This window comes from Microbispora sp. NBC_01389 (assembly GCF_045040095.1).
In the GTDB taxonomy this organism is placed as follows: domain Bacteria; phylum Actinomycetota; class Actinomycetes; order Streptosporangiales; family Streptosporangiaceae; genus Microbispora.
Genome location: NZ_CP109552.1, coordinates 7,290,370 through 7,314,691 on the forward strand (window position 1 = coordinate 7,290,370; position 24,322 = coordinate 7,314,691).

At 72.4% G+C, this 24,322-nt stretch carries 20 protein-coding genes; 12 read left to right on the forward strand and 8 right to left on the reverse strand.

Features of this window, described 5'->3' with window-relative positions; genetic code table 11:
- The first annotated feature begins 8 nt into the window (after window positions 1–8).
- From OG344_RS32140 to OG344_RS32150, 3 genes are all read left to right on the forward strand, one after another.
- A complete protein-coding gene (locus tag OG344_RS32140; RefSeq protein WP_327046959.1) occupies window positions 9–332 on the forward strand; it encodes a hypothetical protein in 324 nt (107 codons plus the stop codon).
- A gap of 70 nt (window positions 333–402) precedes the next feature.
- The gene (locus OG344_RS32145; protein ID WP_405086303.1) at window positions 403–561 is read left to right on the forward strand and encodes a hypothetical protein; all 159 of its coding nucleotides are present in this window, start codon (window positions 403–405) and stop codon (window positions 559–561) included.
- A gap of 131 nt (window positions 562–692) precedes the next feature.
- Entirely contained in the window at window positions 693–980 is a 288-nt protein-coding gene (locus OG344_RS32150; protein WP_405086304.1) for a hypothetical protein, read from the forward strand.
- A 23-nt stretch (window positions 981–1,003) separates the two neighbouring features.
- Here OG344_RS32150 and OG344_RS32155 read toward each other — a convergent pair whose 3' ends face one another.
- Window positions 1,004–3,076 carry a DNA topoisomerase IV subunit B gene (locus OG344_RS32155; RefSeq protein WP_327046962.1) on the reverse strand — a complete coding sequence of 691 codons (2,073 nt, stop codon included), beginning with the start codon at window positions 3,074–3,076 and terminating at the stop codon, window positions 1,004–1,006.
- Window positions 3,077–3,321: 245 nt separating this feature from the next.
- On the opposite strand from OG344_RS32155, the gene OG344_RS32160 reads away from it, so the two are divergent.
- Window positions 3,322–3,552 (forward strand): hypothetical protein, encoded by a 231-nt coding sequence (locus tag OG344_RS32160; protein WP_150932318.1) that lies wholly within the window; start codon window positions 3,322–3,324, stop codon window positions 3,550–3,552.
- A 125-nt stretch (window positions 3,553–3,677) separates the two neighbouring features.
- On the opposite strand, the gene OG344_RS32165 is transcribed toward OG344_RS32160, so the two are convergent.
- Window positions 3,678–4,421 (reverse strand): GNAT family N-acetyltransferase, encoded by a 744-nt coding sequence (locus OG344_RS32165; protein ID WP_405086305.1) that lies wholly within the window; start codon window positions 4,419–4,421, stop codon window positions 3,678–3,680.
- 35 nt (window positions 4,422–4,456) lie between these two features.
- On the reverse strand, window positions 4,457–5,101 hold the full coding sequence (locus OG344_RS32170; protein ID WP_405089216.1) for a GntR family transcriptional regulator: 645 nt from the start codon (window positions 5,099–5,101) through the stop codon (window positions 4,457–4,459).
- A gap of 33 nt (window positions 5,102–5,134) precedes the next feature.
- On the opposite strand from OG344_RS32170, the gene aceE reads away from it, so the two are divergent.
- Window positions 5,135–7,591 (forward strand): pyruvate dehydrogenase (acetyl-transferring), homodimeric type, encoded by a 2,457-nt coding sequence (gene aceE / locus OG344_RS32175; RefSeq protein ID WP_405086306.1) that lies wholly within the window; start codon window positions 5,135–5,137, stop codon window positions 7,589–7,591.
- 72 nt (window positions 7,592–7,663) lie between these two features.
- Window positions 7,664–8,413 carry a YaaA family protein gene (locus OG344_RS32180; RefSeq protein ID WP_405086307.1) on the forward strand — a complete coding sequence of 250 codons (750 nt, stop codon included), beginning with the start codon at window positions 7,664–7,666 and terminating at the stop codon, window positions 8,411–8,413.
- Window position 8,414: 1 nt separating this feature from the next.
- Here OG344_RS32180 and OG344_RS32185 read toward each other — a convergent pair whose 3' ends face one another.
- From OG344_RS32185 to OG344_RS32195, 3 genes are all read right to left on the reverse strand, one after another.
- Window positions 8,415–9,335 carry a hypothetical protein gene (locus OG344_RS32185; RefSeq protein ID WP_327046967.1) on the reverse strand — a complete coding sequence of 307 codons (921 nt, stop codon included), beginning with the start codon at window positions 9,333–9,335 and terminating at the stop codon, window positions 8,415–8,417.
- A gap of 156 nt (window positions 9,336–9,491) precedes the next feature.
- On the reverse strand, window positions 9,492–11,186 hold the full coding sequence (locus OG344_RS32190; RefSeq protein WP_405086308.1) for an RNA polymerase sigma factor: 1,695 nt from the start codon (window positions 11,184–11,186) through the stop codon (window positions 9,492–9,494).
- 218 nt (window positions 11,187–11,404) lie between these two features.
- Complete coding sequence (locus OG344_RS32195; RefSeq protein ID WP_327046969.1) at window positions 11,405–13,489, reverse strand: SpoIIE family protein phosphatase; 2,085 nt, start codon at window positions 13,487–13,489, stop codon at window positions 11,405–11,407.
- A 448-nt stretch (window positions 13,490–13,937) separates the two neighbouring features.
- Here OG344_RS32195 and OG344_RS32200 point away from each other — a divergent pair, with 448 nt between their 5' ends.
- The 5 genes from OG344_RS32200 to OG344_RS32220 all read left to right on the forward strand — a co-directional run bounded on the left by OG344_RS32200 (window position 13,938) and on the right by OG344_RS32220 (window position 18,291).
- On the forward strand, window positions 13,938–14,192 hold the full coding sequence (locus OG344_RS32200) for a hypothetical protein (RefSeq protein WP_327046970.1): 255 nt from the start codon (window positions 13,938–13,940) through the stop codon (window positions 14,190–14,192).
- 210 nt (window positions 14,193–14,402) lie between these two features.
- Window positions 14,403–15,905, forward strand: coding sequence for a hypothetical protein (locus OG344_RS32205; protein WP_405089217.1), 1,503 nt, complete (start codon window positions 14,403–14,405; stop codon window positions 15,903–15,905).
- Window positions 15,906–15,977: 72 nt separating this feature from the next.
- Window positions 15,978–16,736 carry a 5-oxoprolinase subunit PxpA gene (locus OG344_RS32210; protein WP_327046971.1) on the forward strand — a complete coding sequence of 253 codons (759 nt, stop codon included), beginning with the start codon at window positions 15,978–15,980 and terminating at the stop codon, window positions 16,734–16,736.
- Window positions 16,733–17,356, forward strand: coding sequence for an allophanate hydrolase subunit 1 (locus OG344_RS32215; RefSeq protein ID WP_405086309.1), 624 nt, complete (start codon window positions 16,733–16,735; stop codon window positions 17,354–17,356). The genes OG344_RS32210 and OG344_RS32215 overlap by 4 nt, the downstream gene beginning before the upstream one ends.
- Window positions 17,353–18,291 carry a biotin-dependent carboxyltransferase family protein gene (locus OG344_RS32220; protein WP_405086310.1) on the forward strand — a complete coding sequence of 313 codons (939 nt, stop codon included), beginning with the start codon at window positions 17,353–17,355 and terminating at the stop codon, window positions 18,289–18,291. The genes OG344_RS32215 and OG344_RS32220 overlap by 4 nt, the downstream gene beginning before the upstream one ends.
- Here OG344_RS32220 and OG344_RS32225 read toward each other — a convergent pair.
- Together OG344_RS32225 and OG344_RS32230 are read right to left on the reverse strand one after the other, a co-directional pair.
- On the reverse strand, window positions 18,279–19,979 hold the full coding sequence (locus OG344_RS32225) for an ABC transporter family substrate-binding protein (RefSeq protein WP_405086311.1): 1,701 nt from the start codon (window positions 19,977–19,979) through the stop codon (window positions 18,279–18,281). The genes OG344_RS32220 and OG344_RS32225 overlap by 13 nt on opposite strands.
- Window positions 19,980–20,151: 172 nt before the next feature.
- Window positions 20,152–22,500, reverse strand: coding sequence for an AAA family ATPase (locus OG344_RS32230; RefSeq protein ID WP_405086312.1), 2,349 nt, complete (start codon window positions 22,498–22,500; stop codon window positions 20,152–20,154).
- A 222-nt stretch (window positions 22,501–22,722) separates the two neighbouring features.
- On the opposite strand from OG344_RS32230, the gene OG344_RS32235 reads away from it, so the two are divergent.
- On the forward strand, window positions 22,723–24,312 hold the full coding sequence (locus OG344_RS32235; protein ID WP_405086313.1) for an MFS transporter: 1,590 nt from the start codon (window positions 22,723–22,725) through the stop codon (window positions 24,310–24,312).
- Window positions 24,313–24,322 lie beyond the last annotated feature (10 nt).

Sequence of the window (24,322 nt, forward strand, 5' to 3'; positions counted from 1 at the left end):
GTGATCCGATGCGCCTGCTCACCCTTCCGGTGACGCTCATCGTGCTCGCCGTGCTCCTGTACCTGCTCTTCGCGGTCGTACGCCGGTCGGGCCCGGCGTCCCGGCGGGACGCGGGCGGCCCTCCCCGCTGGGAGGCCGACACGGTCATGGAGAACGGGTGGACGCTGATCGTGGTGCGCAAGGTCGCGCCCGGCAGGAACGGCCCGGTGGAGCTGACCAGGCAGACGGTCCGCGCCATCGCCGACGACGATCCCGACTGGGACGAGCGCTACCGGCAGGGCATGCTGGAGGCGCGCAACCGCGTCAGCACCCTGGAGATCGAGTCCGGCTGAGCCCTCCGGAAGGCCCGAGGCTCCACGCGTCACCTTGAGGCGCTGGAGCCTCACCCTCCGTCACATTACCGTGATCCGCAACGCGGGAGGGGTGGTCCCCGACCTGGACGCCGACGTCATCCAGTCGATCAACCGGATCACGGCCGACCCGTTCGTCCCGCACAAGGACTCGGTGCGGGGCTTCGTCTACGAGGTCGAGACCGGGCGTCTGCGCGAGGTCAAGCCCTGACGCGGCCTCCGGTGGTCATGGCCGTGTCCGGGGATTGACCGCTTCCGGACACCGCGTGGCGGATCGGTCCGGAGCCGGCCGGGTAGGGGTGCACGCGTCCGCACCTCCCTCCCCGGTAAAGGACACCCCCCATGAACGCTCTGTTCAAGCGCGCGCTCACGATCTGCGCCGCCGCCGTGCTGGTGACCGGCGTCACCGCGGCCCCCGCCGCGGCCCTGGGCACCGCCCACTACACCTGCACGTACGGCGCCCTACTCCCCGCGCTCAACCCGGACGTCTACGTCGTCCTCGCCGGCGACTGCACGGGGTCGGGCACCGGCACCGCGGGGAGCATCACCCTCCCGTCCGGGACCTACTTCTGCCACAGGGTGACCTCCACCCCCGAGGCCGACCACGTCTCCGGCTATGACTGCTGGTGAGCCGATGCCCGGCGGGGCGCCGGTCAGGCGTCGATGTGGTCGCGGTCCACCTCGGCGGCGCTGCCGATGATGAACTCGCGGCGCGGGCCGACGTCGCTGCCCATGAGGAGGCTGAAGATGCGCTCGGCCTCCTCCACGTCCTCGATGCGCACCCGGCGCAGGACGCGGTGGCGGGGGTCCATGGTCGTCTCGGCGAGCTGGTCGGCGTCCATCTCGCCGAGGCCCTTGTAGCGCTGCACCGGGTCCTTCCAGCGCTTGTTGCGCCGCTCCAGGTCGCGCAGGACCTTGTGCAGCTCGGCGTCGCTGTAGGTGTAGACGTACTTGTCCTGACCGCGCCCGGGGTTGGTGACCTCGATGCGGTGCAGCGGCGGCACCGCGGCGAACACCCGCCCGGCCTCGACCATCGGCTTCATGTACCGGTGGAAGAGCGTCAGCAGCAGGCACCGGATGTGCGCGCCGTCCACGTCCGCGTCGGCCATCAGGATGATCTTGCCGTACCGGGCGGACGCGATGTCGAACGAACGCCCGGAGCCCGCGCCCACCACCTGGATGATCGCGGCGCACTCGGCGTTCTTGAGCATGTCGGCGACCGACGCCTTCTGCACGTTGAGGATCTTGCCGCGGATCGGCAGCAGCGCCTGGAACTCCGAGTCGCGGGCCAGCTTCGCGGTGCCCAGCGCGGAGTCGCCCTCCACGATGAACAGCTCGCTGCGGTCCACGTCGTCGCTGCGGCAGTCCACCAGCTTGGCCGGCAGCGCCGAGTTCTCCAGGGCGGACTTGCGCCGCTGGTTGTCCCGGTGCTCCCGCGCCGCGATCCGGGCCTTGGCGGCGGCGACGACCTTCTCCAGGACCGCGCGCAGCTGCTGCTTCTGTCCCCGTTTGGGGTTGGCGAACTGCGCCTTGAGCTCCCGGGAGACGACATGGGCGACGATCCGGCTGGCCGCCGAGGTGCCGAGCACCTCCTTGGTCTGGCCCTCGAACTGCGGCTCGGGCACCCGTACGGTGACGACCGCGGTCAGGCCTTCGAGGATGTCCTCCTTGGTGACCGGCTCGTCGCCGTTCTTGAGCAGCCGGGTCTCCCGGAGCTGCTCGTTGACCGTGCGCACCAGTGCCCGCTCGAACCCGGCGACGTGGGTGCCGCCCTTCGGCGTGGCGATCACGTTCACGAAGGAGCGGATGGTCGTGTCGTAGCCCTTGCCCCAGCGGATCGCGACGTCGGCGGTGAGCTCCCGCTCGACCTCCGTCGACGTCATGTGGCCCTGGTCGTCGAGCACGGGGACGGTCTCGTGGAAGTGGCCCACGCCCTGCAGCCGCATCACTTCGCACACGGCCTCGTCACGGGCGAGGAACTCGGTGAACTCGCTGATGCCGCCGTCGAAGCGGAAGGTCTCCTCGGCCGGCTCCTCGCCCCGGCTGTCCCGTACGACGAGGGTGAGCCCCGGCACCAGGAAGGCCGTCTGGCGCAGCCGAACGTGGATCTCGTCGAGCGAGACCTCGGCCTCGGGCAGGAAGATCTGACGGTCGGCCCAGAAGCGGACGCGGGTGCCGGTGGCCTTGCCGCGGGCGGCGCCGCCGTCGCGCAGGCCGGACTTCTTGCGGAACTTCGCGGTGGGGCCCTCGCCGTCGAACAGGCCGGGCACTCCCCGCCGGAAGCTGATCTGGTGGATCCGGCTGTCGCGGTCGACCTCGATGTCGAGGCGCGAGGACAGCGCGTTGACCACCGAGGCGCCCACACCGTGCAGGCCGCCCGAGGCGCCGTAGGAGCCGCCGCCGAACTTGCCGCCCGCGTGCAGCTTGGTGTAGACCAGCTCGACTCCGGCCAGGCCGGTCTTGGGCTCGACGTCGACGGGGATGCCGCGCCCGTCGTCACGCACCTCTATCGAGCCGTCGCGGTGCAACTCGACCTCGATCCGGGTGCAGAAGCCGCCCAGCGCCTCGTCGACGGAATTGTCGACGATCTCCCACAGGCAGTGCATGAGACCGCGGGTGTCGGTGGAACCGATGTACATCCCCGGGCGCTTGCGGACGGCCTCGAGGCCTTCGAGCACAGAGAGATGACGGGCGGTGTACCCCGTCTCCGCGCGAACCGCAGTCACACCCAGCTCCCACCTATCAATCGAACACGCGTACGCAGCTTAACGTCACTTCTGTTTGTACGCGTACAAGCTTGCCAGGCACAGCGGGTTGACCGGCACTTCCGCTGTGATCCCGGTCACTTCCAGGGGCATTCTGCTCTCGGCGTAGCCGGAGCACGATTGGGAACGCCCGCATCCGGTTAGATGTTGTCCCAAGTGACTGACGCCAACGACCCCGCACCGTGGGGCGACCCGAAAGGCGATACGTGACTGGAGCTCTCGCCCCCGCCAAGCCGCTGACGGCCCTGGACCGGTGTGACCGGTGCGGTGCTCAGGCCTACATCCGCGCGACCCTGCCCGTGGGCGGGGAGCTGCTGTTCTGCGCCCACCACGGGCGTCAGCACGTGGCTGTCCTGCGCGGCAAAGGTGCTGAGATCCAGGACGAGTCGGCCCGACTCTCCGCATCCCCCGCGATCGCCCCTGACGGCGAGCGCTGACCCATAGACGGCGTGCCTGAGCATCACGACGACGACGTCGGCTCGGTGCGCCGTCACCATAGATTCCCTCGATTCCCGTCCGTCTCCATGCCGTCCCGCCGTACCCGACCCGACCGCGGCGCCCGTCAGGGCCGTACGCGGTAGTGGTAGCGGCCGGCGACGCCGAAGCCCTCCCGCTCGTAGAGCGCGCGGGCCGCGGTGTTGGCCTCCGTGACCACCAGGTAGGCGCTGTCCGCGCCCTGCCGCCGTCCCCAGGCGGTCAGTGCGCGCAGCACGGCCCCGCCCAGCCCGCGCCGCCTGGCGTGCGGCTGGACGGCCATGCAGTAGATCCCCAGCCAGCGGCCCTGCGGCACGCCCCGGCCCACCGCGCCCCCGTCCCCGGAGGCGTCGCCGCCGAGGAGGGCGTAACCGGCGGGCACCCCGGTGACGATCCGCTCGGCCCACACCCGCGCCGGGGCGTCCCCGGTCGCGGCGTGCCGCCCGCCGTCCACGCTCCACCAGGTGCGCAGCCACCGCTCGGACGGCGCGCCCGCCACCTCCACGTCCGGCGCGCCGGTTGGCAGCGGCGCGGTCATCACCAGGGTGGGGTCCACCAGCCGGTATCCCCGGCGGTCGAGTTCCTCGTCGAGCCCCGGCGTCGCGCCCATGCCCACGGAGAACACGCACGGCAGGCCGACGCCCGCGTAGAAGCGCTCCGCCCGGTCCACCGCCTCCGGCAGGTCCGCCCGCTCCCCCAGCGGCAGCACCGAGTTGGCCCGCTTCGTCACCCCGCCGGCATGGCGGTATACCCAGCTTCCCTCCCCGGCCCGGCCGGGCGCCGGCCAGCCCTCGTCCACCAGCAGGTCGAACTTCGCCGTGTCCTGACTCACCCGCCGCAGCCTAACCGGCCCGCACGGCTCCGGGTTCAGGGCTCGGCCGGGGCGTAGCCCAGCACGTGCTCGCGGAGCAGGACGCCCGCCTCGGGGTCGCCCCGCTCGAACGCCTCCACGAGAGGTTCGTGGTCGGCGGCGTTCTCGTGCGGGTGCGTCCGGAAGAGGCGGATCGACAGGTGGGTCCACACCTCGATGCCGAGCGACTCCCACACAGACAGCAGCACCGTGTTGCCCGAGGCTTTCACGATCTCGCGATGGAAGGCGACGCCGTGCCGCACCTGATCGTGCGGGGAACCGGCGGACGCCGCCTCGTGCAGGCGGCGCAGATGCGCACGCAGCGACTCCGCGCGGGGCGTGCCCAGCCGGACGGCCGTCTCCTCCAGGCCCGCCCGCACCTCGTACACCTCACGGAGATCGCTCCTGGTGAGCCTGCGGACCCGCGCGCCCTTGTTGGGCGCGGACTCGATGAGCCTGAGGGCCTCCAGCTCGCGCAGCGCCTCGCGCACCGGGGCCTGGCTGACGCCCAGCTCGGCCGCCATGCGCCGCTCGACGAGGCGGTCGCCGGGCTTCCATCGGCCGCTGATCAGGCCGTCGAGCACGGCTTGCCGGATCTGGTCGCGAAGCGGCGACCGTACGACGGGTTCCACGCGACCGATGATAGGCCGTAGGCCATACATCCTATGATCGATCATTGGGTGTTTAATGGATCCATGGATGTAGACCCGAATCCCCAGGAGACCGCCGAGTGGCTCGAATCCCTCGAGGCGGTGCGCCGGGCGGCCGGCCCCGAGCGGGCCGGCTACCTGCTGAGGCGGCTGGCCACGAGCACCCGCTACCTCAACACCGTGCCGACGGACGAGGAGCCGGTCTACCCGGGCGACCTCGAACTGGAGGAACGCATCGCCGCGTACGACCGGTGGAACGCCGCGGCCATGATCACCAGGGGAAGCCGGCTGGGGCTCGGCGGCCACCTGGCGACCTACGCCTCCGCCGCCTGGCTGTACGAGGTGGGCTTCAATCACTTCTTCCACGCCGGCCACGACCAGGTCTACTTCCAGGGCCACGCCTCCCCGGGCGTCTACGCCCGGGCCTTCCTGGAGGGCAGGCTGAGCGAATCCCAGCTCGACCTGTTCAGGCGCGAGCCCGAGGGCGGGCTGCCGTCGTACCCGCATCCGCGGTCCATGCCGGACTTCTGGCAGTTCCCCACCGTCTCCATGGGGCTCGGTCCGCTCAACGCGGTCTACCAGGCCAGGTTCAACCGCTATCTGCACAATCGAGGCATAAAGGACACCTCGCGCAGCCACGTGTGGGCCTTCCTCGGCGACGGCGAGATGGACGAGCCGGAGTCCACGGCCGCCCTCACCCTGGCCGCCCGCGAAGGACTCGACAATCTCACGTTCGTGATCAACTGCAACCTCCAGCGGCTCGACGGACCGGTGCGGGGCAACACGCGCGTCGTACAGGAGCTCGAAAGCGTATTCACGGGCGCGGGCTGGCACGTCGTCAAGGCGCTGTGGGGCCGGGAATGGGACGAATTGCTCCACTCGGACGAACTGGTGGCACGGCTGGGCGAGGTGCCGGACGGGCAGTTCCAGACGTTCGCCGCCTCGGCGGGCTCCTACATCAGGGAGCGGTTGTTCCAAGGGCTCGACGTGCCGTACACGGACGAGGACCTGCGGCGCGTCGTCGGCGGGTCGCGGGCGGGCCACGAGCCGCGGAAGGTGTACGCGGCCTACCGCAGGGCCCTGGACAACCGGGGCGCGCCCACGGTGGTCCTCGTACAGACGGTGAAGGGCTGGACCCTCGGCGCGGGGATCGAGGCGCGCAACGCCAACCACCAGATGAAGAAGCTCACCCAGGACGAGTTCCGCGCCCTGCGCGACCGGCTCGGCCTGCCGGTGCCGGACGAGGCTCTCGACGGCGACCTGCCGCCGTACCTGCACCCCGGGCCGGGCTCGCCGGAGGCGCGGTACGCCGCCGAACGGCGCCGCGACCTGGGCGGACCCGTCCCCCGCCGCACCGTCTCCCACCGCCCCCTGCCGGCCCCGGGGGAGGCGGCGTTCCGGGCCCTGGAGAAGGGCTCGAAGCAGCCCGTGGCCACGACGATGGCGTTCGTCCGCCTGGTCAAGGACCTGATGAAGGAGCCGGAGACGGGACGCCGCTGGGTGCCGATCGTGCCGGACGAGGCCAGGACGTTCGGCATGGAGTCGCTGTTCCCCACGGCCAGGATCTACTCACCTCTGGGCCAGCGCTACGAGTCCGTCGACCGGGACCTGCTGCTGTCGTACAAGGAGGCGATCGACGGGCAGATCCTGCTGGAAGGCATCACCGAGGCCGGGTCGATGGCGTCGTTCACCGCCGCGGCCTCCAGCTACGCCACCCACGGCGAGGTCATGATCCCCTTCTACATCTTCTACTCGATGTTCGGCTGGCAGCGCACCGGCGACCAGATGTGGGCGCTGGCCGACCAGCTCGGCCGCGGGTTCCTCGTCGGCGCGACCGCCGGCCGGACGACGATGACCGGGGAGGGCCTGCAGCACGCCGACGGCCACTCGCAGCTCCTCGCCTCCGTCAACCCCGCGTGCCTGGCCTACGATCCCGCCTTCGCCTACGAGGTGGGCACGATCGTGCGTGCGGGGCTCCGGCGCATGTACGGCCCCGACGGCGAGGACGTGTTCTACTACCTGACCCTGTACAACGAGCCGCTGCCGCAGCCCGCGATGCCCGAGGGGGTGGAGGAGGGCATCCTCCGGGGCGTCTACCGGTACGCCGCCGGCGGCGGTGACGCCCACCTGCTGGCCAGCGGCACCGCGATCCACTGGGCGCTGGCCGCGCAGCGCCTGCTCCGGGAGGAGTACGGCGTGGGCGTGGACGTGTGGTCCGTCACCTCCTGGAGCGAGCTGCGCCGCGACGCCATGACCACGACCGGTGTGCCGTACATCCGGCGGGCCCTGGCCGGGACCTCGGGGCCGGTGATCGCGGTCAGCGACTGGATGCGGGCGGTGCCGGACCAGATCAGCCCGTGGATCGACCGGCCGTGGACCTCGCTCGGCACCGACGGGTTCGGGCTGTCGGGCACCCGCGAGGCGGTCCGCAGGCATTTCGGGGTGGATCCGCGCTCGATCGCGGAGGCCGTGCTCAAGGCGGTGGAGACCGGGCGGGGGTGAGGGAGCACATCTCTCTGCGGCAGCGCCCCGGCCGCGAACCTCTCCGGCGGGGGCGCAGTAAGCTGCGGAATCGTGCTCATCCTGCTGCCTCCGTCGGAGGGGAAGGCCGAGCGGGGGACCTCCCGCGCCCGCCGGCTGAGCTTCCCCGAACTCGCCTCCCCGCGCGAGAAGGTCCTCGACGCCCTCGTCTCGCTCTGCCACACGCCTGGGGCACGCGACGTGCTGGGCCTCTCGGACGGGCAGTCCGGTGAGATCGAGCGCAACCGGACGCTGCCCGCGGCGCGCACGCTGCCCGTCGCCGACCTCTACACCGGCGTGCTGTACGACAACCTCGGCCTCGGCGCCCTCTCCCCCGAGGCGCGGCGGCGGGCCGACCGGCGGATCATCGTGTTCTCCGGCCTGTGGGGCCTGCTGCGCCCCTCCGACCGGGTGCCTCCGTACCGGTTGTCCATGGGCGTGCGACTGCCGCCGATGGGCGGCCTGGCCGCGTTCTGGCGGCCGTCGATCGCTGGGGTGCTCGACGCGACGAAGGGCCTGGTGGTGGACCTGCGGTCCGCGACGTACGCCGCCGCCTGGCAGCCCGGCGAACGCGGCGTGGCCGTACGGGTGCTCAGGGAGGCGGCCGGGAAGCGGACGGTCGTCAGCCACATGGCGAAGGCCACGCGCGGCGTGGTCGCCCGCTCGCTGGTCGAAACCCCTGACCGGCCGCGTACGGCCGGCGACCTCGCCGACCTGCTGGCGGGGCTGGGGCACCGGGTCGAACTGGCCGCGCCCGCCGGAGGGAACCGGCCGCGGACCCTCGACGTGATCGTGGGCGAGTGAGTCAGAGGTTGAGCCGGGCGCAGGCCCGGCGGTACTGCTGACCGGGATCGCCGAGATGCGACCAGGGCAGGCGGCTGAACCGGCCGTCCGTCCTGCTGAGATGCGCGCGTGCCGGGCGGCGCAGGTCCGCGAGGAAGAAGGCGGCGCCGAAGGCGTTGTGCGCCTCGATCGCCCGGGGGTGCGCGCCGCCGAACCGCCGCTCCGACCAGTGCCCGGCGGCCGAGACGATGTCGCGCTGCGCATCGAAGGGGAACCATCCTCCCCGGGACATCGGCGCCCGGCCGGCAGCGGTGATCTCGAAGTGGGCCAGCGGCACCAGCGCCGGGAGCGGGCTGCCCTCGGGAGCGTGCGCGGCGGCCGAGCGGGCGAAGGCGAGCGTCTCCTGGGCGGAGCCGCCCCAGCCCGGCGACAGGGTGATCAGGCGGACCACCGCCGCGGAGTAGAGCGACGGCCACCGCCGGGAGCACTCGTGCCAGACCGCGTCCTTGTCGGCCCGCGGCCGGTCCAGCCCGACGGCCAGCCACATCAGGCACTCCCACGGCACCGGGTCGCCGGAGGCGAGCGCCGCCGCCGCCAGCAGCGGCTGCCTCGCGCTCTCCATCGCCGACTGGTAGGCGTGCAGCCGGTCGGCCTGCACGGCTCTGGCCCGGACGTCGGGCCGCAGTTCCCAGGCCTCCTCCAGCCGGGTCCGCCCCAGCCACAGCCACAGGTCGGGATTGCCCTGGTCGTAGGCGAGCGGCGCCTCGATGAACCGGCTCGCGCCGACGAGGGCGCGCGACAGCGCCTCCACCCGCAGTGAACGTGTCTCCGGGTCACCCCTGCTCGCGGCGAGAGCGGCGATCGCCGGTCCGATGTCTCCCCGCTGGGCGGAGATGACCGCCTCGTCGAGGATGGTGTCCGCCCACGGGCGGTCCGGGATCATTCGTGGCCCCCGAGCACGTGCCCGATCCACTCCGATCACTCCCATGAGGCGCGAGCCTAGGAGCGACAGCGTGCCCATGGTGCTACCACGATGTTACGGAAAAGTTAATCGTCCTCCGGCCTTCCCCGCGGGGCCGAAGGACGATCGACTCGTGTCTCAGTCGAGATAGTCGCGCAGGACCTGGGACCGGGACGGGTGGCGCAGCTTGGACATCGTCTTCGACTCGATCTGGCGGATCCGCTCGCGGGTCACGCCGTAGACCTTCCCGATCTCGTCGAGGGTCTTCGGCTGTCCGTCGGTGAGACCGAAACGCATCGACACCACGCCCGCCTCCCGCTCCGACAGCGTGTCGAGAACGGAGTGCAGCTGCTCCTGCAGCAGCGTGAAGCTGACCGCGTCGGCCGGGACGATGGCCTCGGAGTCCTCGATCAGGTCGCCGAACTCGCTGTCGCCCTCCTCGCCCAGCGGCGTGTGCAGGGAGATCGGCTCGCGGCCGTACTTCTGCACCTCGATGACCTTCTCAGGGGTCATGTCGAGCTCGCGGGCCAGCTCCTCGGGCGTGGGCTCGCGGCCGAGGTCCTGCAGCATCTGCCGCTGGACCCGGGCCAGCTTGTTGATCACCTCGACCATGTGGACCGGGATGCGGATGGTCCGCGCCTGGTCGGCCATGGCCCGGGTGATCGCCTGCCGGATCCACCACGTGGCGTACGTGGAGAACTTGTAGCCCTTGGTGTAGTCGAACTTCTCGACCGCGCGGATCAGGCCCAGGTTGCCCTCCTGGATCAGGTCCAGGAACAGCATGCCGCGCCCGGTGTAGCGCTTGGCCAGCGACACGACCAGGCGGAGGTTGGCCTCCAGCAGGTGGTTCTTGGCGCGGTGGCCGTCCTCGGCGATCCACTCCAGCTCGGCGCGGACGTCGACCGGGAGGTTGTCGGCCTCCTGGGCGAGCTGCTCCTCGGCGAACAGGCCGGCCTCGATCCGCTTGGCGAGCTCGACCTCCTGCTCGGCGTTGAGCAGGGGCACCTTGCCGATCTGCTTGAGGTAGTCCTTCACCGGGTCGGCGGTGGCGCCGGCCGCCGCGACCTGCGCGACGGGCGCGTCGTCATCGTCGTCGGTGAGGATCAGCACCTCGTCCTCGGACTGCACGAGCGCCTCGGCCTTGGGCTCTTCGCTTTCGGGCTCCGCCTCGGTCTCGGTCTCGGTCTCGGGCTCCGCCTCGGCCTCGGCCTCGATCTCGACGTCCTCGACGTCCAGCTCGAAGTCCTCGATGTCGACGTCACCCTCGAGGTCGATGTCCTCCTCGTCCTCGGCGGACTTGGGCTTGGAATCCGCCTTGGGCGCCTTGCCCTCGGGACCGGCGGCGGGGGCCGCCGTGGCGTCCTTGGCCGCGGGCGCGGCCTTCTTCGGCGGAGCGGGCTTGCCGGGAGCCGGCTTGGCCGCCGCGGCGGGCTTGCCCGGGGCCGCCTTCTTCGCCGCCGGCTTGGCGGGGGCGGGCTTGGCGACCGGCGCGGAGTCGGTCACCACGGCGGTGACGGTCTCCGGCTGCGACTCCTTGGCCGCCGCGGACTTGGTGCTCTTCTTGACGGGCGCGGTGGTGCGGCGTTTGGCTTGACCTCGAGAACGCTTGGGAGCCGCGGAGTCGGCGGCCGTCACCACGACGGTCACGCCCTCCTTGCTGAGGCTTCGCAGGAATCCAGCGGCTTGCGACATCGGGATGTCCGCTTCCTCGAAGGCCTTGCGGACATCCTCGGACTCGAGGAAACCCTGCGAGCGCCCACGCTCGAGGAGCTGCTGAATCACTGGCTCGTTCAGCTCCGACGGCTTCGAGCGAGTCGAACTTGCAGGCGACACGAACACCTCTCGAACGAACGCATGGCGAGAATGGACCCAGGTTCTTCTTCTTTTCCGGTGGTGTGGTCGCGCGAACCGCGACATGCCATTGTGGCACGCCAAGGTCCGTGATACGGCCGCGTCCCGCCGGTTGCCCCTCCACCCTAGGCCGACCGAGAGACTACTGCGTACGGACGGAGGTCACTGATACCCGAAAGCAACCGTTATGACTGTTTCATTCAGTCACTCTTCGTGGCCGGTGGGACGTGGACCGCAAGTACCGTTACGTCGTCATCCTGTTCATACCCGGACAGCATGCGCTCCACCAGGAAATCGAGCAGCATATGCGGATGGCTCACGACTTCCGGCGGCGCTTCGGCCACGACGCTTGAGAGCTCCCTGAGCCCGGCGTCCAGACCGCGCTTACGGTTCTCCACGAGCCCGTCCGAGTACAGCACGGCGGTGTGCCCGGGAGGCACGCAGAACCGGCCCTGCTTGCGGCTGGTGGCCCAGCCCAGCGGCGTGCCGGGCTCACTCTCGTGCAGCAGGCCGACGCCCTGCGGCGAGACCAGCAGCGGCGGCGGGTGACCGGCCAGGGCCAGCGTGCCCTCCCCGGTCCCAGGCTCGACGACCATGTACGCCAGCGTCGTGACCTGCTCCTCCTCCTCGGTGGCCTCGAACACCCTGTCCAGCCCGGTGAGCACCGCCGCGGGCGGCGGGTTGTTCAGCGCGAGCGCCCGCATGGCGTTGCGGATCCGGCCCATCCCGGCGGCGGCCTTGACGCCCTTGCCCATGACGTCGCCGACGACGGCCGCGACCCGCCCGTCCTGCAGGACGAACGCGTCGTACCAGTCGCCGCCGACCTGCACGTGCCGGGAGCCGGAGCGGAAACGCTGGGCCAGGGCCAGGCCGCGCACGACCGGCAGCCGGTCGGGCAGCAGGCTCCGCTGCAACGTTTCAGCGGTGCGGTGCTCACGCTCGAACAGCGTGGCCCGCTCGACCGCGAGCGCGCACTGACCGGCGAGCGCCTCCAGGAAGACGCCGTCCTCCTGCGAGATCTTCTGCGACCGGTTGAACGAGAACCGCAGTGCGCCGAGCGCACGGCCGGCCGCGAGCAGCGGCAGGCCCACCCAGGCCCGTTCCTCGGTCTGCGCGAGGAACTTCGCGATCTGCGTCTCGTCGGCGCCGGCGTCGACGAGCTGGGTGCGCAGGCTGTCCAGGGACTCGGCGAAGACGGGCCGGCGGCTGTTCACCGCCATCGTCATGACGCTGGGATGGGCGAGATCGATGTCCTCGCCCGGCGCGTCGGGGGTGCCACCGCTGTTGATCACCTTCAGGGTGGCCCTGTTGTTTTCGTCGAGGAGGGCGACGGCCGAGTGGTCGGCGGCCAGCGCCGTCCGCCCGACGTCGATGATCACCTGCACCACCTGCTCGACCGTCAGCGCCTCGGCGAGCTGCGCCGTCGCGCCCTGGAGCCGGGCCGTGCGCAGGGCGGCCGCGCCGAGCTGGTCGGTCAGCCGTCCCCGCATGTCCTCGGCCTCGCGCTGCGGCGTGACGTCGGTGTTCGCGCCGACCCACTCCACCACGCGGCCCAGCCGCATGATCGGGACGGCCCGCACCTCGAAGTGCCGGTAGCCGCTGGCCCGGGTGCGCACCCGGTAGCTCCACTCGAACATCGTCCGGCCGCGCAGGGCCTCGCGCCACGCCTCGTCGGTGCCGGGGCGGTCGTCGGGATGCACCGCCTCCAGCCAGCCGTGCGCGAGGTACTCCTCCAGGCCCTGGCCGGTGACGGCCCGCCACTGGGGCGCGTCCTCGATCACCCCGCCGTTCGGCGAGGTGATCCAGACGAGCTGCTGCTGCGACTCCACGAGAGACCGGTAGCGCTCCTCACTGCGCTCCAGCTCTTCCTTGTCCATCTGCCGGTCGGTCAGGTCCACCCCGAACAGGGCGGTCCCGAGCACGCCGTCGTCACCGCGGATCGGGAAGAACGACACGGTCCAGTGCCGAGCGTCGCCGTTCTCCGCCCTGGTCGGGTACGCCTGGTCGGTGACCGGCAGGCCCTCGTCGGCGATCCGGCGCAGCGCCGACTCGATCAGGGCCGTCAGGTCGGCCGGCAGCAGTTCGGCCGGGAGGCGGTCGAGATGCGACTCGACAGGATGGCCGGTCAACTCGGTGAAGGTCGAGTTGACTCGGACGAACCGCCCGGAGGGGTCGAAAAACGCGAAGGCGAAGGGCGCCTCCGACATCAGGCCTCTGAAGAGGTCGGAGTCTGAGATGTCCAAACCGGACTCCCGGGGCCGGGGCACGGAGGTTTCGGCGCTCATGGTCGGCACCTCCGTCGCGTGCCAGCGTCTCCCACGAGGCACATCTCCATAACTGTGATTTGGTAGCGCGATCTGCCCTACATCATCGGCGATCGGCATGCGCGGACGGAAGCCCCGCCAGCCATGCGGTCAACGCATCCTGTCAAAGACCGGCACCTCGCGCAGGAAGATCCGGCCTACTTCTTGGCCGCCCGCTTCGCTTCCCGCTCGGTCGCGCGCGACCGGTCGCGGGCTTACGCCGTGGGCCGGGCCATCGTAGTGCTCGGAGAGGTGGGCCGCGAGTGCCCGGACGCCGGCCGCCATCGCCCTCGGACACCGGTGGACGGCGGGCGGGTCCGCGAGCAGGGCGGCGAGCCGGCCAGGATCACAGCGAACGAAGGGTTGACACCGCCGGGGAAAGAGGTGGAATTGGGGGCGGCAGGTCCCCATTCAGCGAGGAATGCAGTCCATGCCCGTACTCGCAGCACGAATCGATGGCGGCCCATCGCCGGAGCCGAGGCTCCGGGAGCTGGTGGAACCGGTGGTCACCCGGCTCGCCGCGGAGTTCCTGACCGTCCCCCTGCCCACCGTCGCCCGCTGCGTCGCCGACGCCTGGGCCTGCGGTGAGCATCTGGGGGTGGCCGTCACGCCGGAGATCGCCGGAAGGGTCGCCCGGGAGCGCCTCCTGGGGCTGGTGAACTCGGCGCCGCCTTCCCGGCGCTGAGGCGCCGTACGGCGCGCGGGCGGTGGCCGTACGGCGCGGCGGGGCGGGAGCGGCAGATAACGGGGAAGTCACCGGGCCGCGTTCCTGGTGCCCTTCCCGGCGTGAATGCGAGAGGGTGGTGACCGTGAGCGAGCGGAGCGATATCTCGTGAGTCACCGGCGCCGACGTGGCCCCCGGGGGACCCGGCCGCCGGACGACGTGTTCGCGGAGATGCTGCTGGCGGCCAGGGAGCTGCTCGCCGTGCGCAGCCCGCTCGACGCGGAGCTCGTGGTCTCCGACATGCTCGGCGCGTGGTGGGGCAGGCGGCTGCCCGGCGGCGACGTCGAGCAGATCCTCGGCGAGGGCCTGGTCGACTACGCGGCCAAGGCGGGCACTCCCGCGGCCCTGTCCCTGCTCGTCTCCGTCGCCTATCTCGGCACCGCCCGGCAGGCGGCGAAGGCGGAGGGCGCGGCGCTCGCGCTGATGGAGTCCGACGTGCCCCGGCCCCGCTGGGCCGACCGCGTCGGCGCGGTCAAGCCGGCCGGCTGCTACGTCTCCAGGGACGTGTACGGCGACCAGGACACCGTGGTCTGCACGTTCGCCTACAACGGCGAGGACCGGCACGCGCTGGTCGTGGTCGTCGACTACAACATGGGCGGAATGGCCCGGGACGCCTGGGTGTCCTCGCAGGTCGACAAGCTGCTCGACCAGGCCCGGCTGGAGGCCGCCGGCAACGAGCTGCTCCGGTTCGAGGAGCTGGAGCCGCAGCAGGCGCGGGCGCTGCTGGAGTTCGCGATGAAGGCCGCCAGGGCCGCCGCGCACAACCGCAAGGGGCCGAAGCCGGTCAGCGACAGCTACAACGCCTACCACGCCTTCGCGAGGGCGCGGATCAAGGCGCTGCCGCCCGGGCGCCTGCGGCCCGCCCCCGCGCACACCGAGGCTCCCTACAGCCGCGACCGCCGGGCGATGCTGGCCGCCGAGTTCCTCGCCTCCGACGCGGCGGAGAACCTGTCGGACCCGTCGGCCGCCTCGCGGTGCGCCGACCACATCATCGAGTACGGCTGCGACCAGGATTTCAGCCGGCCGACGCGGGTCAGCCCCACGAAGTGCGAGACGTTCCTGCTGGACTGGCTGCCGCGCAAGGTCCTGCTCACCCCGGCCGAGCAGGACGCGATGCCGCACGTGCTGTCGGCGTGGGTCCGCTTCGCGGGGCCCCGGATCGGGCTGCCGGAGCAGGGCGTGCGGGCGACGCTCGACGCGGTCTGGGAGGCCATGGGCCGCTTCACCGAGGCCTACCGGGACCCGGCCACCTTCGGGCTGGACCGCTCCCTCGTGGAACGGCTGCTGCCCGACGGCGACCTGTCGGCGCTGGCCCGGCGGGCCTTCGCGTTTCCCCTGCTCCAAGGCATGCGCGGCGCGACCAACCTCGACCTGCTCAACCCGGCGGACGAGGCGGACCGGCGGATCCTGCTGGAGATCGACCACACCGGCGAGCTGGACCGCGCCGACCTGGAGGAGCACCTGGCCTGGCACGAGGAGATCGCGAGCCGCCTGTGGGTCGGCGACCCGCCCCAGCTGTGGGAGGCCGCCCAGCGCCTGCTCGACCTCGGGCACGACCGGCACGAGGTGCTGCACGTCCTGATCGAGATCGCCGAGCGCATCGGCGACCACCCGGACGAGCTCGCCGCCGCCCTCGACGACATCGCCGACATCCCCGACGAACCTCCCCTCTGACGTCTCCACCCCCGCACCCCCTGCGGCAGGATGGAATGGGCCGACCAGGGAGACCACCGGATGAGAGTCACTATGGATTTGAACGCCGATCTCGGGGAGGGCTACGGGATCTGGCGGCTGGGGGACGACCTGGCCCTGCTCGACCTGGTGACGAGCGCGAACGTGGCGTGCGGCTTCCACGCGGGCGACCCGCTGATCATCCGCCGGACCTGCGCGGCGGCGGTGGACCGCGGCGTGGCGATCGGCGCCCAGGTCTCCTATCGCGACCTGGCGGGCTTCGGCCGCCGGGAGATGGAGGTGGACCCGGAGGAGCTGTGCTCCGACGTGCTCTACCAGCTCGCCGCGCTCGACGGGATGGCGAGATCGATGGGCGGGCGCGTGTCGTACGTGAAGCCGCACGGCGCCCTGTACAACCGGGCCTGCCGCGACGAGGAGCAGGCGGAGGCCGTGGTGGCGGCCGTCACCGCCTTCACCCCCGCCGCCTCGGCACTGCCGATCCTCACGCTGCCGGGGTCGGCCCTGACGCGGGTGGCCGCCCGGCACGGCGTGCCCACGGTGGCCGAGTGTTTCGCCGACCGCGCGTACACGCCGGAGGGGACGCTGGTGCCGCGGCGGCGGCCGGGCGCGGTGCTGCACGACCCGGACGAGGTCGCGGCCCGCGCCGTACGGATGGCCGTCGAGGGCGTGGTGACGACGATCGAGGGCGGTGAGGTGCGGGTCGGCGCGCGGTCCGTGTGCGTCCACGGGGACACTCCCGGCTCGGTGCGGATCGCCACGGCCGTCCGGCGGGCCCTGCTGGACGCGGGTGTCGTCGTGGGGTCGTTCGCATGACCGTCCGGGCGGCGGGCGAGCACGCGCTGCTGGTGGAGACCGGCTCGCTGGAGGCGGCCCACCGGCTGGACGCGCTGCTGCGTGCTGATCTCCCGCCGGGCGTGGAGGACGTCGTGCCCGGCTCGCGGACCGTGCTCGTCGTGGCTCCCGCCGCCGACCGACCGCGCCTGGAGGCGCTGCTCGCCTCGCTCCTGCGTACGGCTCTCGCACCGGCGGGCGGAGGCGAGCCGGGGCGGCTCGTGGAGATCCCGGTGGTCTACGACGGGGAGGACCTGGCGGAGGTGGCGGCGCTCAGCGGCCTTTCGGCCGAGGAGGTGGCCGCCCGGCACGCCGCCTCCGAGTTCACGGTGGGGTGGCTCGGGTTCGCCCCCGGCTTCTCCTACCTGATCGGCCTGGATCCGGCGCTGCACGTACCCCGCCTGGCGGTGCCCCGCACCAGCGTGCCGCCCGGCTCGGTGGCGGTCGCCGGGTCGTACTCCGCCGTCTATCCGTCGGCCTCTCCCGGCGGCTGGCGGCTGCTCGGCCGTACGGACGTGCGGGTGTGGGACGCGGCGGCCGAGCCGCCGGCGATGCTGCCGCCCGGCACGCGCGTGCGGTTCCGGCCGGGGGCGAGATCATGACCGCCTGCGTCGAGGTCCTGGCGCCCGGGCCGTACGCGACCGTGCAGGATCTGGGGCGGCCCGGCTACGCCCATCTGGGGGTGCCAAGGTCGGGAGCGGCCGACCCGCCGAGCCTGCGGCTGGCGAACCGGCTGGTCGGCAACGTGGAGACCGCCGCGGGCATCGAGCTGACCTTCGGCGGGGCGGCGCTGCGCTTCACCGCCGGCGTCTGGGTCGCGGTCACCGGGGCGCCGTGCCCGGTGGAGGCGGCCGGGCGGGCGGCCGGGACGGACGCGCCGCTGTGGGTGCCGCCCGGCGGCGTGCTGCGGGTGGGTGCGCCCCGCAGGGGCCTGCGGACCTACGTGGCGGTGCGCGACGGGCTCGGCGTGGAGCGGGTGCTGGGCAGCCGCTCGACCGACTCGCTGTCGGGCATCGGGCCGCCTCCGCTGCGGGCGGGGGCGACGCTGCCGGTCGGCGCCGGGGCCGTGGCCGCCGCGATCCTCGCCGACTTCGCCGCCCCGCCGCCGCTGCCCCGCCGCCCGGTCGTCCGGGTGCTGCCGGGGCCGCGCGACGACTGGTTCGTCCCGGAGGCGCTCACGGCCCTGTGCGCGGCGGCGTACGAGGTCACGGCGGACAGCAACCGGGTCGGGGCGCGGCTGCGCGGCGCCCCGCTGGAGCGGGCCAGGCCCGGTGAGCTGGCCAGCGAGGGGATGCCGCTCGGCGCCGTCCAGGTGCCGCCAGGCGGACAGCCGATCGTGTTCCTGGCCGATCATCCGCCGACCGGGGGTTATCCGGTCGTCGGCGTCGTCGCCGCCGACGACGTGCCGCTGGTCGCCCAGGCGCGGCCGGGCGACCTGCTGCGTTTCCGGCTCGTACGGCGGGCCTCCCACGACCGGGCCACGGCCCACCACCGGGAGGCGGCGGACCGGCCCGGCGGCGCCCGTCAGGAGGCGTAGCCGATGTCCTCGTACCTGAGGTCGTAGAAGCCGCCGGCTCCGATGTTGGCCAGCGCGGACCGCACCACGACGCCCTGCGGGCACTGGTAGAGCGGCAGCACGTTGACCTCCTTCCAGACCAGCCGGTCGGCGTCGTTGAGCAGGCCGGGCACCCGGGCGGGGTCGAGCAGGCTGCCGGCGCGGTACATCGCCTGGTCGATCTGCTTGCTGCCGCTGCGCCCCAGGTTGGAGTACCACTCGACGTCGTCGCCCTTGCCGCGCTCCCCGTCGGCGTAGACGTCGAAGGCGCCGGACACCGGGTACGGCGTGCTCGGGTAGGCGAAGGCGGCGAGGTCGAAGTCGCCGGGGATGAGGTACTTGCCGAAGAAGTCGTTGAAGGACACCTTGCGCACCTCGGTCCGCACGCCGACGCGCTCCAGCATCCGCCCGGCCGCCTGGGCCTCGGCGAGGCTCGGCGGGATCCCGTCGGGGACGACGAAACGCAGCGTGAGCGGCTTGCCGTTCTTCGTCCGGGCCTTGCCGGACATCTTCCAGCCCGCCTGGTCGAGCAGCCGGCCGGCCAGGGCCGGGTCGTAGCCGCCGATCTCCCGTGCGTTGGCCTGGTAGCCGTACTGGCTGTTCATGAGGAAGTGGTTGTCCAGGGTCACGGTCGGCCACCCGAGGCCCTTGAGGTCGGCCTGCATGAGGGCACTCCGGTCGAGCGCCGCGGCGACGGCCTGGCGCACCCGGACGTCGGACAGGACCGGGCTCTCGCCGTTCAGGGTGAACTGGCGGTACTGCGTGCCGGCGGCCTGCCGGACCACCGCGTCCCACGCCTCCCTGACCCGCGCGTAGTCGTCGGGGGACGGGCCGACCTCGAACACGTCGACGTCCCCCTTGGTGAACGCGCGCACCATCTGGTCGGGCCGCACCGTCCGGAACACCACGCGGTCGAGCTTGGGCCGGTTCCCCCACCAGGCGGGGTCGCGGGCGAGGGTGACCGTCCTGCCCTTGGCGTCGAGCCGCTCCACCCGGAACGGCCCGGCGGTCACCGGGATCCGGTTGATCCAGTCGGAGTTGAACGCGGCCGGCGTCGCGTTGGTCGCGCTGGGATACAGCGGCGTGAACAGCGACTGCCACTCGTTGAACGGCTGGGCGAGGGTGACCACCACCTCGCGGTCGCTCGATCCCCGGGCCACGCTCTGGATGTTCTCGTAGGCGATGGCGGCGTCGACCCGGTAGTCGTGGTCGCGCCCGCTCATCGCCTTCCACTGGGCGGCGAAATCGTTCCAGGTGATCGGCTTGCCGTCCGACCACCTCGCCTTGGGGTTGATCGAGTAGGTGATGACCTGCCGCGGAGAGGTGGCGGTGATCCGGGCGTTGGTCACGTAGTCGGTGTCGAGGGACGGCCGTCCCCGCTCGTCGGACCGGAAGGTGCGCGGCATGAGCGCGTCGGTCACGGCCTCGACCGCGTTGCCGTCGCCGTCGACGTGGTTGCGGTTCCACTGGGTGGGGAAGTCGACGAGCCCCCACCGCAGGGTGCCGCCGTCCTTCACCTTGTCCCGGGGCAGGGGGTTGATGTCGTACGCCTTGACCGGGGAGGGGGCGAGCGCGCCGTCCTGTTCACCGGGCCCCCGCTGCGCGCCGCAGGCGGCCGCGGTCCACACGGCCGCCAGCAGGGCCAGGGCGACCGGCCGTCGTGGTCTCACGTGTCTCTCCGCTCCTCCGGCTACCCTACGAATTAGATTAGTAGCAGGAAGTGACGACCGGCGTCAGCGGGACACGCACCGCCGTGCCGCGGCTCTCCTCCGCATCACGATGGCTCGCGGATCACGATGGCTCGGGGATCAGGACGGCTCACGGATCAGGACAGCTCGCGGATCAGGACAGCTCGTCCACCGCGCTGCGGACGTCCTCGCTGGTGATCGTGGTCAGCTCGGCGGCGTTCGCCGTGCCCTGGGCGGCCAGGCGCACGTCGCGCCGCAGGGCCGCGCGCTCGTACAGCGAGCGGGCGAAGCGGCCGTTGCCCAGCCCGTCGATCAACCCCTCGCGGCAGACCCAGTCGAAGACGTCGGCCAGGTCGCGCCCCGCGGAGGCGTCGAACCTGTCCCCGGCCGCGGCGGCCTGCAGATCGGCGATCACGGCCAGCTCGGACGGCGAGTAGGAGGGGAACGCCACCCGCTGGTTGAACCGCGAGGCCAGGCCGGGGTTGGTGGCGAGGAAGGCGTCCATTTCGCGCTCGTAGCCCGCCAGGATTATCACCAAGCGGTCGCGGTCGTCCTCGGCCCGCTTCAGCAGGGTCTGCACGGCCTCGGACCCGAAGGCGTCGCCTCCCGAGTAGCCGGTGTTGACCAGGCCGTACGCCTCGTCGACGAACAGCACCCCGCCGAGCGCCCGGTCGACCAGCTCGTTGGTCTTGATCGCGGTGGCGCCCAGGTGCTGGCCCACGAGGTCGGCCCTCGACGCCTCGACCACGTCGGGACGGGCCAGCAGGCCGAGCGCCGAGAAGATCCGGCCGAGGATCCTCGCGACGGTCGTCTTGCCGGTGCCGGGCGGGCCGGCGAACACGAAGTGCCGCATCTGCGACTGGACCGGCAGGCCCTGCTCCTGGCGCATCCTGGCCACCGTGAGCTGAGCCGTGATCGCGTGGACCTGCCGCTTGACCGGCTCCAGCCCGGCCATCCTGTCGAGGTCCGCGAGCGCCTCGTCCAGCGTGGGCGTGGCCTGGTAGCCGCGGTATCTCGCGGTGATCTCGTCGAACGCCTTGGTCACGTCACCGGCCGTGATCGTCACCAGGTCCTCGCCGCGCGGCGCCCCGCCCGCGCTCACCACCCGCACGTCGCGCGCCTGCGCGGCGGCCTCGGCGAGGCTGCGGGCGAAGCGGGCGTTGCCGAGGTCGTCGACGAGCCCCCGGCGGTGGACGTCCTCGAAGAGGCGGCGCAGCACGGGACGGGCGTCGGGGGCGAGCCGGTCGCCCCGGCGCTCCTGCACCGCCTCGATGATCTCCAGCAGCTCGCCGGGGTCGTAGCTGGGGAAGCGGACCCGGGTGGCGAACCGGCTGGACAACCCGGGGTTGGACGACAGGAAGTCGTTCGTCTCGCGCTCGTATCCGGCCAGGATGACGATGAGCCGGTCACGGTCGTCCTCGGCCCGCTTGAGCAGCGTCTGCACGGCCTCCGCGCCGAACCGGTCGGGCTGGCCGTCGCCCGAGTTGATCAGGCCGTACGCCTCGTCCACGAACAGGACCCCGCCGAGCGCCCGGTCGATCAGCTCGTTGGTCTTGATGGCGGTCGCGCCGAGGTACTCCCCCACCAGGTCGGCCCGCTGCGCCTCGACCACGAAGGGCGTCTCCAGGAGGCCAAAGGCGTAGAAGATCTTGGCGAGGGTGCGGGCCACGCTCGTCTTGCCCGTCCCCGGCGGGCCGACGAACACGAAGTGCCGCATCGGCCGCTCGTTGGTGTAGCCCGCCTCCCTGCGCAGCCTGGCCGCCTCGATGGACGCGGCGATGGCCCGCACCTGCTCCTTGACCGGTTCGAGGCCGATCATGGACTCCAGCTCGGCGAGGGCCTGCTCGACGGTGATCGGCGGCGGCGCGCCGGTCTCGGCCGCGGCGGGCCGGTGCCCGCCCGCCCTGACCTGCTGCCGCTCGTGGGCCTCGCCGCCGACCGGCTCACGCTCCGCGCCGGCCCGCGCCCTGCGGGCCAGGATCAGGCGGTAGAGGAGCACCGCGGCGGCCGCGCCGTACGCGCCCCACAGAGCGGTGGAGGAGGACAGCGGCGACAGCGACAGCGCGACCAGCCCGGCGGCCGCCAGGGACATGAGCGTCGTGAGCCAGGGCGGCACCCACCGGATCAGGTGGGCCGCGATCGCGACCAGCGGGCCGAGCAGCATCAGCAGGCCGGGCACGGGCGTCTGCCCGCCGAACACCGCCATGAACAGGGGCAGCAGGAGGCCCCACCCGGCGAGCACCAGCACGGTCGCGGCGGCGCGGGGATAGCTGAGCGCCAGCGCGACGAAGGCCAGCGCCGCCACGGTGCAGATGAAGGTGGGCATCAGCGACCAGTTGAGCGCGGCGGCCACCCCCATGACGGCGACCAGCAGCACCACGAACAGCACACGCCGCCCGGACGGCGGAAGGTGGAAATAGCGGAAACGCACCTGTTCGAACAGATCACGTGCCGCAGTCCGACTTAAGAGGCTCGCCGCCCGTGCTCTGTCGGAGTCCCGCATCGACGCCTCCCCGCTTCGACCCCGGTTATACCGCACGCGGGAAGGGAATGGGTGGACCCCGCGCGGCACGGTGGACGGGGCACCCGCCGGTCCCTGTGATCACCTGGAACGATACGGAACCGGCGCTGTGTTCCCGACATCACCGGAAGGGCTGAGAGATCCCCTTCCCATGGCCTAAGCTGCCACGCATGTTCCAGCGGGGCCGCGAGCACTGAGCGGTTTATGATCATGGTTTCGGTCGGGTCCGTCACCGTCCGCGCGGCGGGCGCCCTGCGCGAGCCCCGGGTCAGCCGGTGGTCGGTCCTCGTGCTGCTGTGTTCCAGTCTGCTCCTGATCGCGGTCGACGCGACCGTGCTGCATATCGCCGTCCCCGCGCTCACGGCCGCGCTGGAGCCGTCGTCGGTCCAGCTTCTGTGGATCATCGACGTCTACTCACTGGTGGTCGCGCCGCTGCTGGTGACGTTCGGCACGCTCGGCGACCGGTACGGCAGGCGGCCGTTCGTGCTCGGCGGTTACGTGGTGTTCGGCCTGGCCTCGCTGGCGGCGGCGTTCGCCGCGACGCCGCTCGGGCTGATCGTCTCGCGGGCCTTCCTCGGCGTCGGCGGTGCGATGATCATGCCGGCGACGCTGTCGATCATCCGGCAGGTGTTCACCGACCGGCGGGAGCGGGCCGTCGCGCTCGGCGTCTGGAGCGCCGTCGCCGCCGCGGGCGCGGCCGTCGGGCCGCTGATCGGCGGGGTGCTCGTCGAGCACCTGTGGTGGGGCGCGGTCTTCCTCATCAACGTGCCGCTGCTGCTGGTCGCGCTGCCGTTCGCCGTACGGATCCTGCCCGCCTCGCCGGGGCGGGCCGACCACCCGTGGGACGCGCTCAGCGCCGCGCTGTCCACCCTCGGCATCCTGTCGGTCGCGTTCGGGCTGAAGGAGGCGGGATCGGGGCACACGCTGGGCCGGGGTCCCGCGCTCGTCGTCCTCGTGGCCGGTACCGCGCTGCTCGCCTGGTTCGTGCTGCGCCAGCGGCGGCTGGCCTTCCCCCTGCTCGACATCGGGCTGTTCGGCCAGCGCGGCTTCGCGGCCGGCGTCGGCTGCGTGGTGCTGGCCGTCTTCGCGCTGGTCGGCCTGGAGTTGATGCTGGCGCAGTATCTCCAGCTCGTGCTGGGGCTGTCCCCGCTGGAGGCCGCCGTGCGGATGCTGCCGCTCATGGTCGCGGCCGTCGCGGGCGGCCTCGCCGCCGCGCACGTGCTGGGGCGGATCGGGCTGCGCGCGACGGTCGGCGGCGGCCTCGCGCTCACCGCGCTGTCCCTCGCCCCGGTGCTGACCTGGGGCACCGAGCAGCACCCCCTGATGCTCGCCGCGTGTTTCGCGGGGATCGGCTTCGGCGTCGAGGTCGCCCTGCTCGCGGCGTCGGACACGATCATGGCCTCGGCGCCGGAGTCGCGCGCCGGCGGCGCGGCCGCGATCGAGGAGACCGCCTACGAGCTCGGGGCCGGCCTCGGCATCGCCGTGCTCGGGACGATCACCACAATTGTGTACGCCCCGTCCCTCGGAACCGTCCCCGGCGTCCCGTCCGGCCTCATGGCGCAGGCACGGGAGTCGCTGGCCGCGGCCGCGCACGTGGCCGGGAAGGCCGGCGGCGCCGGGGACGCGCTCCTCGCCGCCGCCCGCGCGGCCTTCGTCACCGCCCTGCACAGCACCGTCGTCGTCAGCGTGGCGCTGCTCGCGCTCACCGCGCTGGCCGTGGCCCTGTTGCTCCCCCGTCACCCGGCCGGCGAGCCCGGCACCGAGACCCCGGCGCCCGAGCGCGCGGACGCCTGACCTGGCCCGC

Bases quoted from the DNA above. Each gene is read 5' to 3' on its own strand.
- OG344_RS32140 (WP_327046959.1), top strand. From the start codon at position 9: ATGCGCCTGCTCACCCTTCCGGTGACGCTCATCGTGCTCGCCGTGCTC.
- OG344_RS32150 (WP_405086304.1), top strand. From the start codon at position 693: ATGAACGCTCTGTTCAAGCGCGCGCTCACGATCTGCGCCGCCGCCGTG.
- OG344_RS32170 (WP_405089216.1), bottom strand. From the start codon at position 5,101: ATGTATGGCCTACGGCCTATCATCGGTCGCGTGGAACCCGTCGTACGG.
- aceE (WP_405086306.1), top strand. From the start codon at position 5,135: ATGGATGTAGACCCGAATCCCCAGGAGACCGCCGAGTGGCTCGAATCC.
- OG344_RS32185 (WP_327046967.1), bottom strand. From the start codon at position 9,335: ATGATCCCGGACCGCCCGTGGGCGGACACCATCCTCGACGAGGCGGTC.
- OG344_RS32195 (WP_327046969.1), bottom strand. From the start codon at position 13,489: ATGAGCGCCGAAACCTCCGTGCCCCGGCCCCGGGAGTCCGGTTTGGAC.
- OG344_RS32200 (WP_327046970.1), top strand. From the start codon at position 13,938: ATGCCCGTACTCGCAGCACGAATCGATGGCGGCCCATCGCCGGAGCCG.
- OG344_RS32205 (WP_405089217.1), top strand. From the start codon at position 14,403: ATGCTGCTGGCGGCCAGGGAGCTGCTCGCCGTGCGCAGCCCGCTCGAC.
- OG344_RS32210 (WP_327046971.1), top strand. From the start codon at position 15,978: ATGGATTTGAACGCCGATCTCGGGGAGGGCTACGGGATCTGGCGGCTG.
- OG344_RS32215 (WP_405086309.1), top strand. From the start codon at position 16,733: ATGACCGTCCGGGCGGCGGGCGAGCACGCGCTGCTGGTGGAGACCGGC.
- OG344_RS32220 (WP_405086310.1), top strand. From the start codon at position 17,353: ATGACCGCCTGCGTCGAGGTCCTGGCGCCCGGGCCGTACGCGACCGTG.
- OG344_RS32230 (WP_405086312.1), bottom strand. From the start codon at position 22,500: ATGCGGGACTCCGACAGAGCACGGGCGGCGAGCCTCTTAAGTCGGACT.
- OG344_RS32235 (WP_405086313.1), top strand. From the start codon at position 22,723: ATGATCATGGTTTCGGTCGGGTCCGTCACCGTCCGCGCGGCGGGCGCC.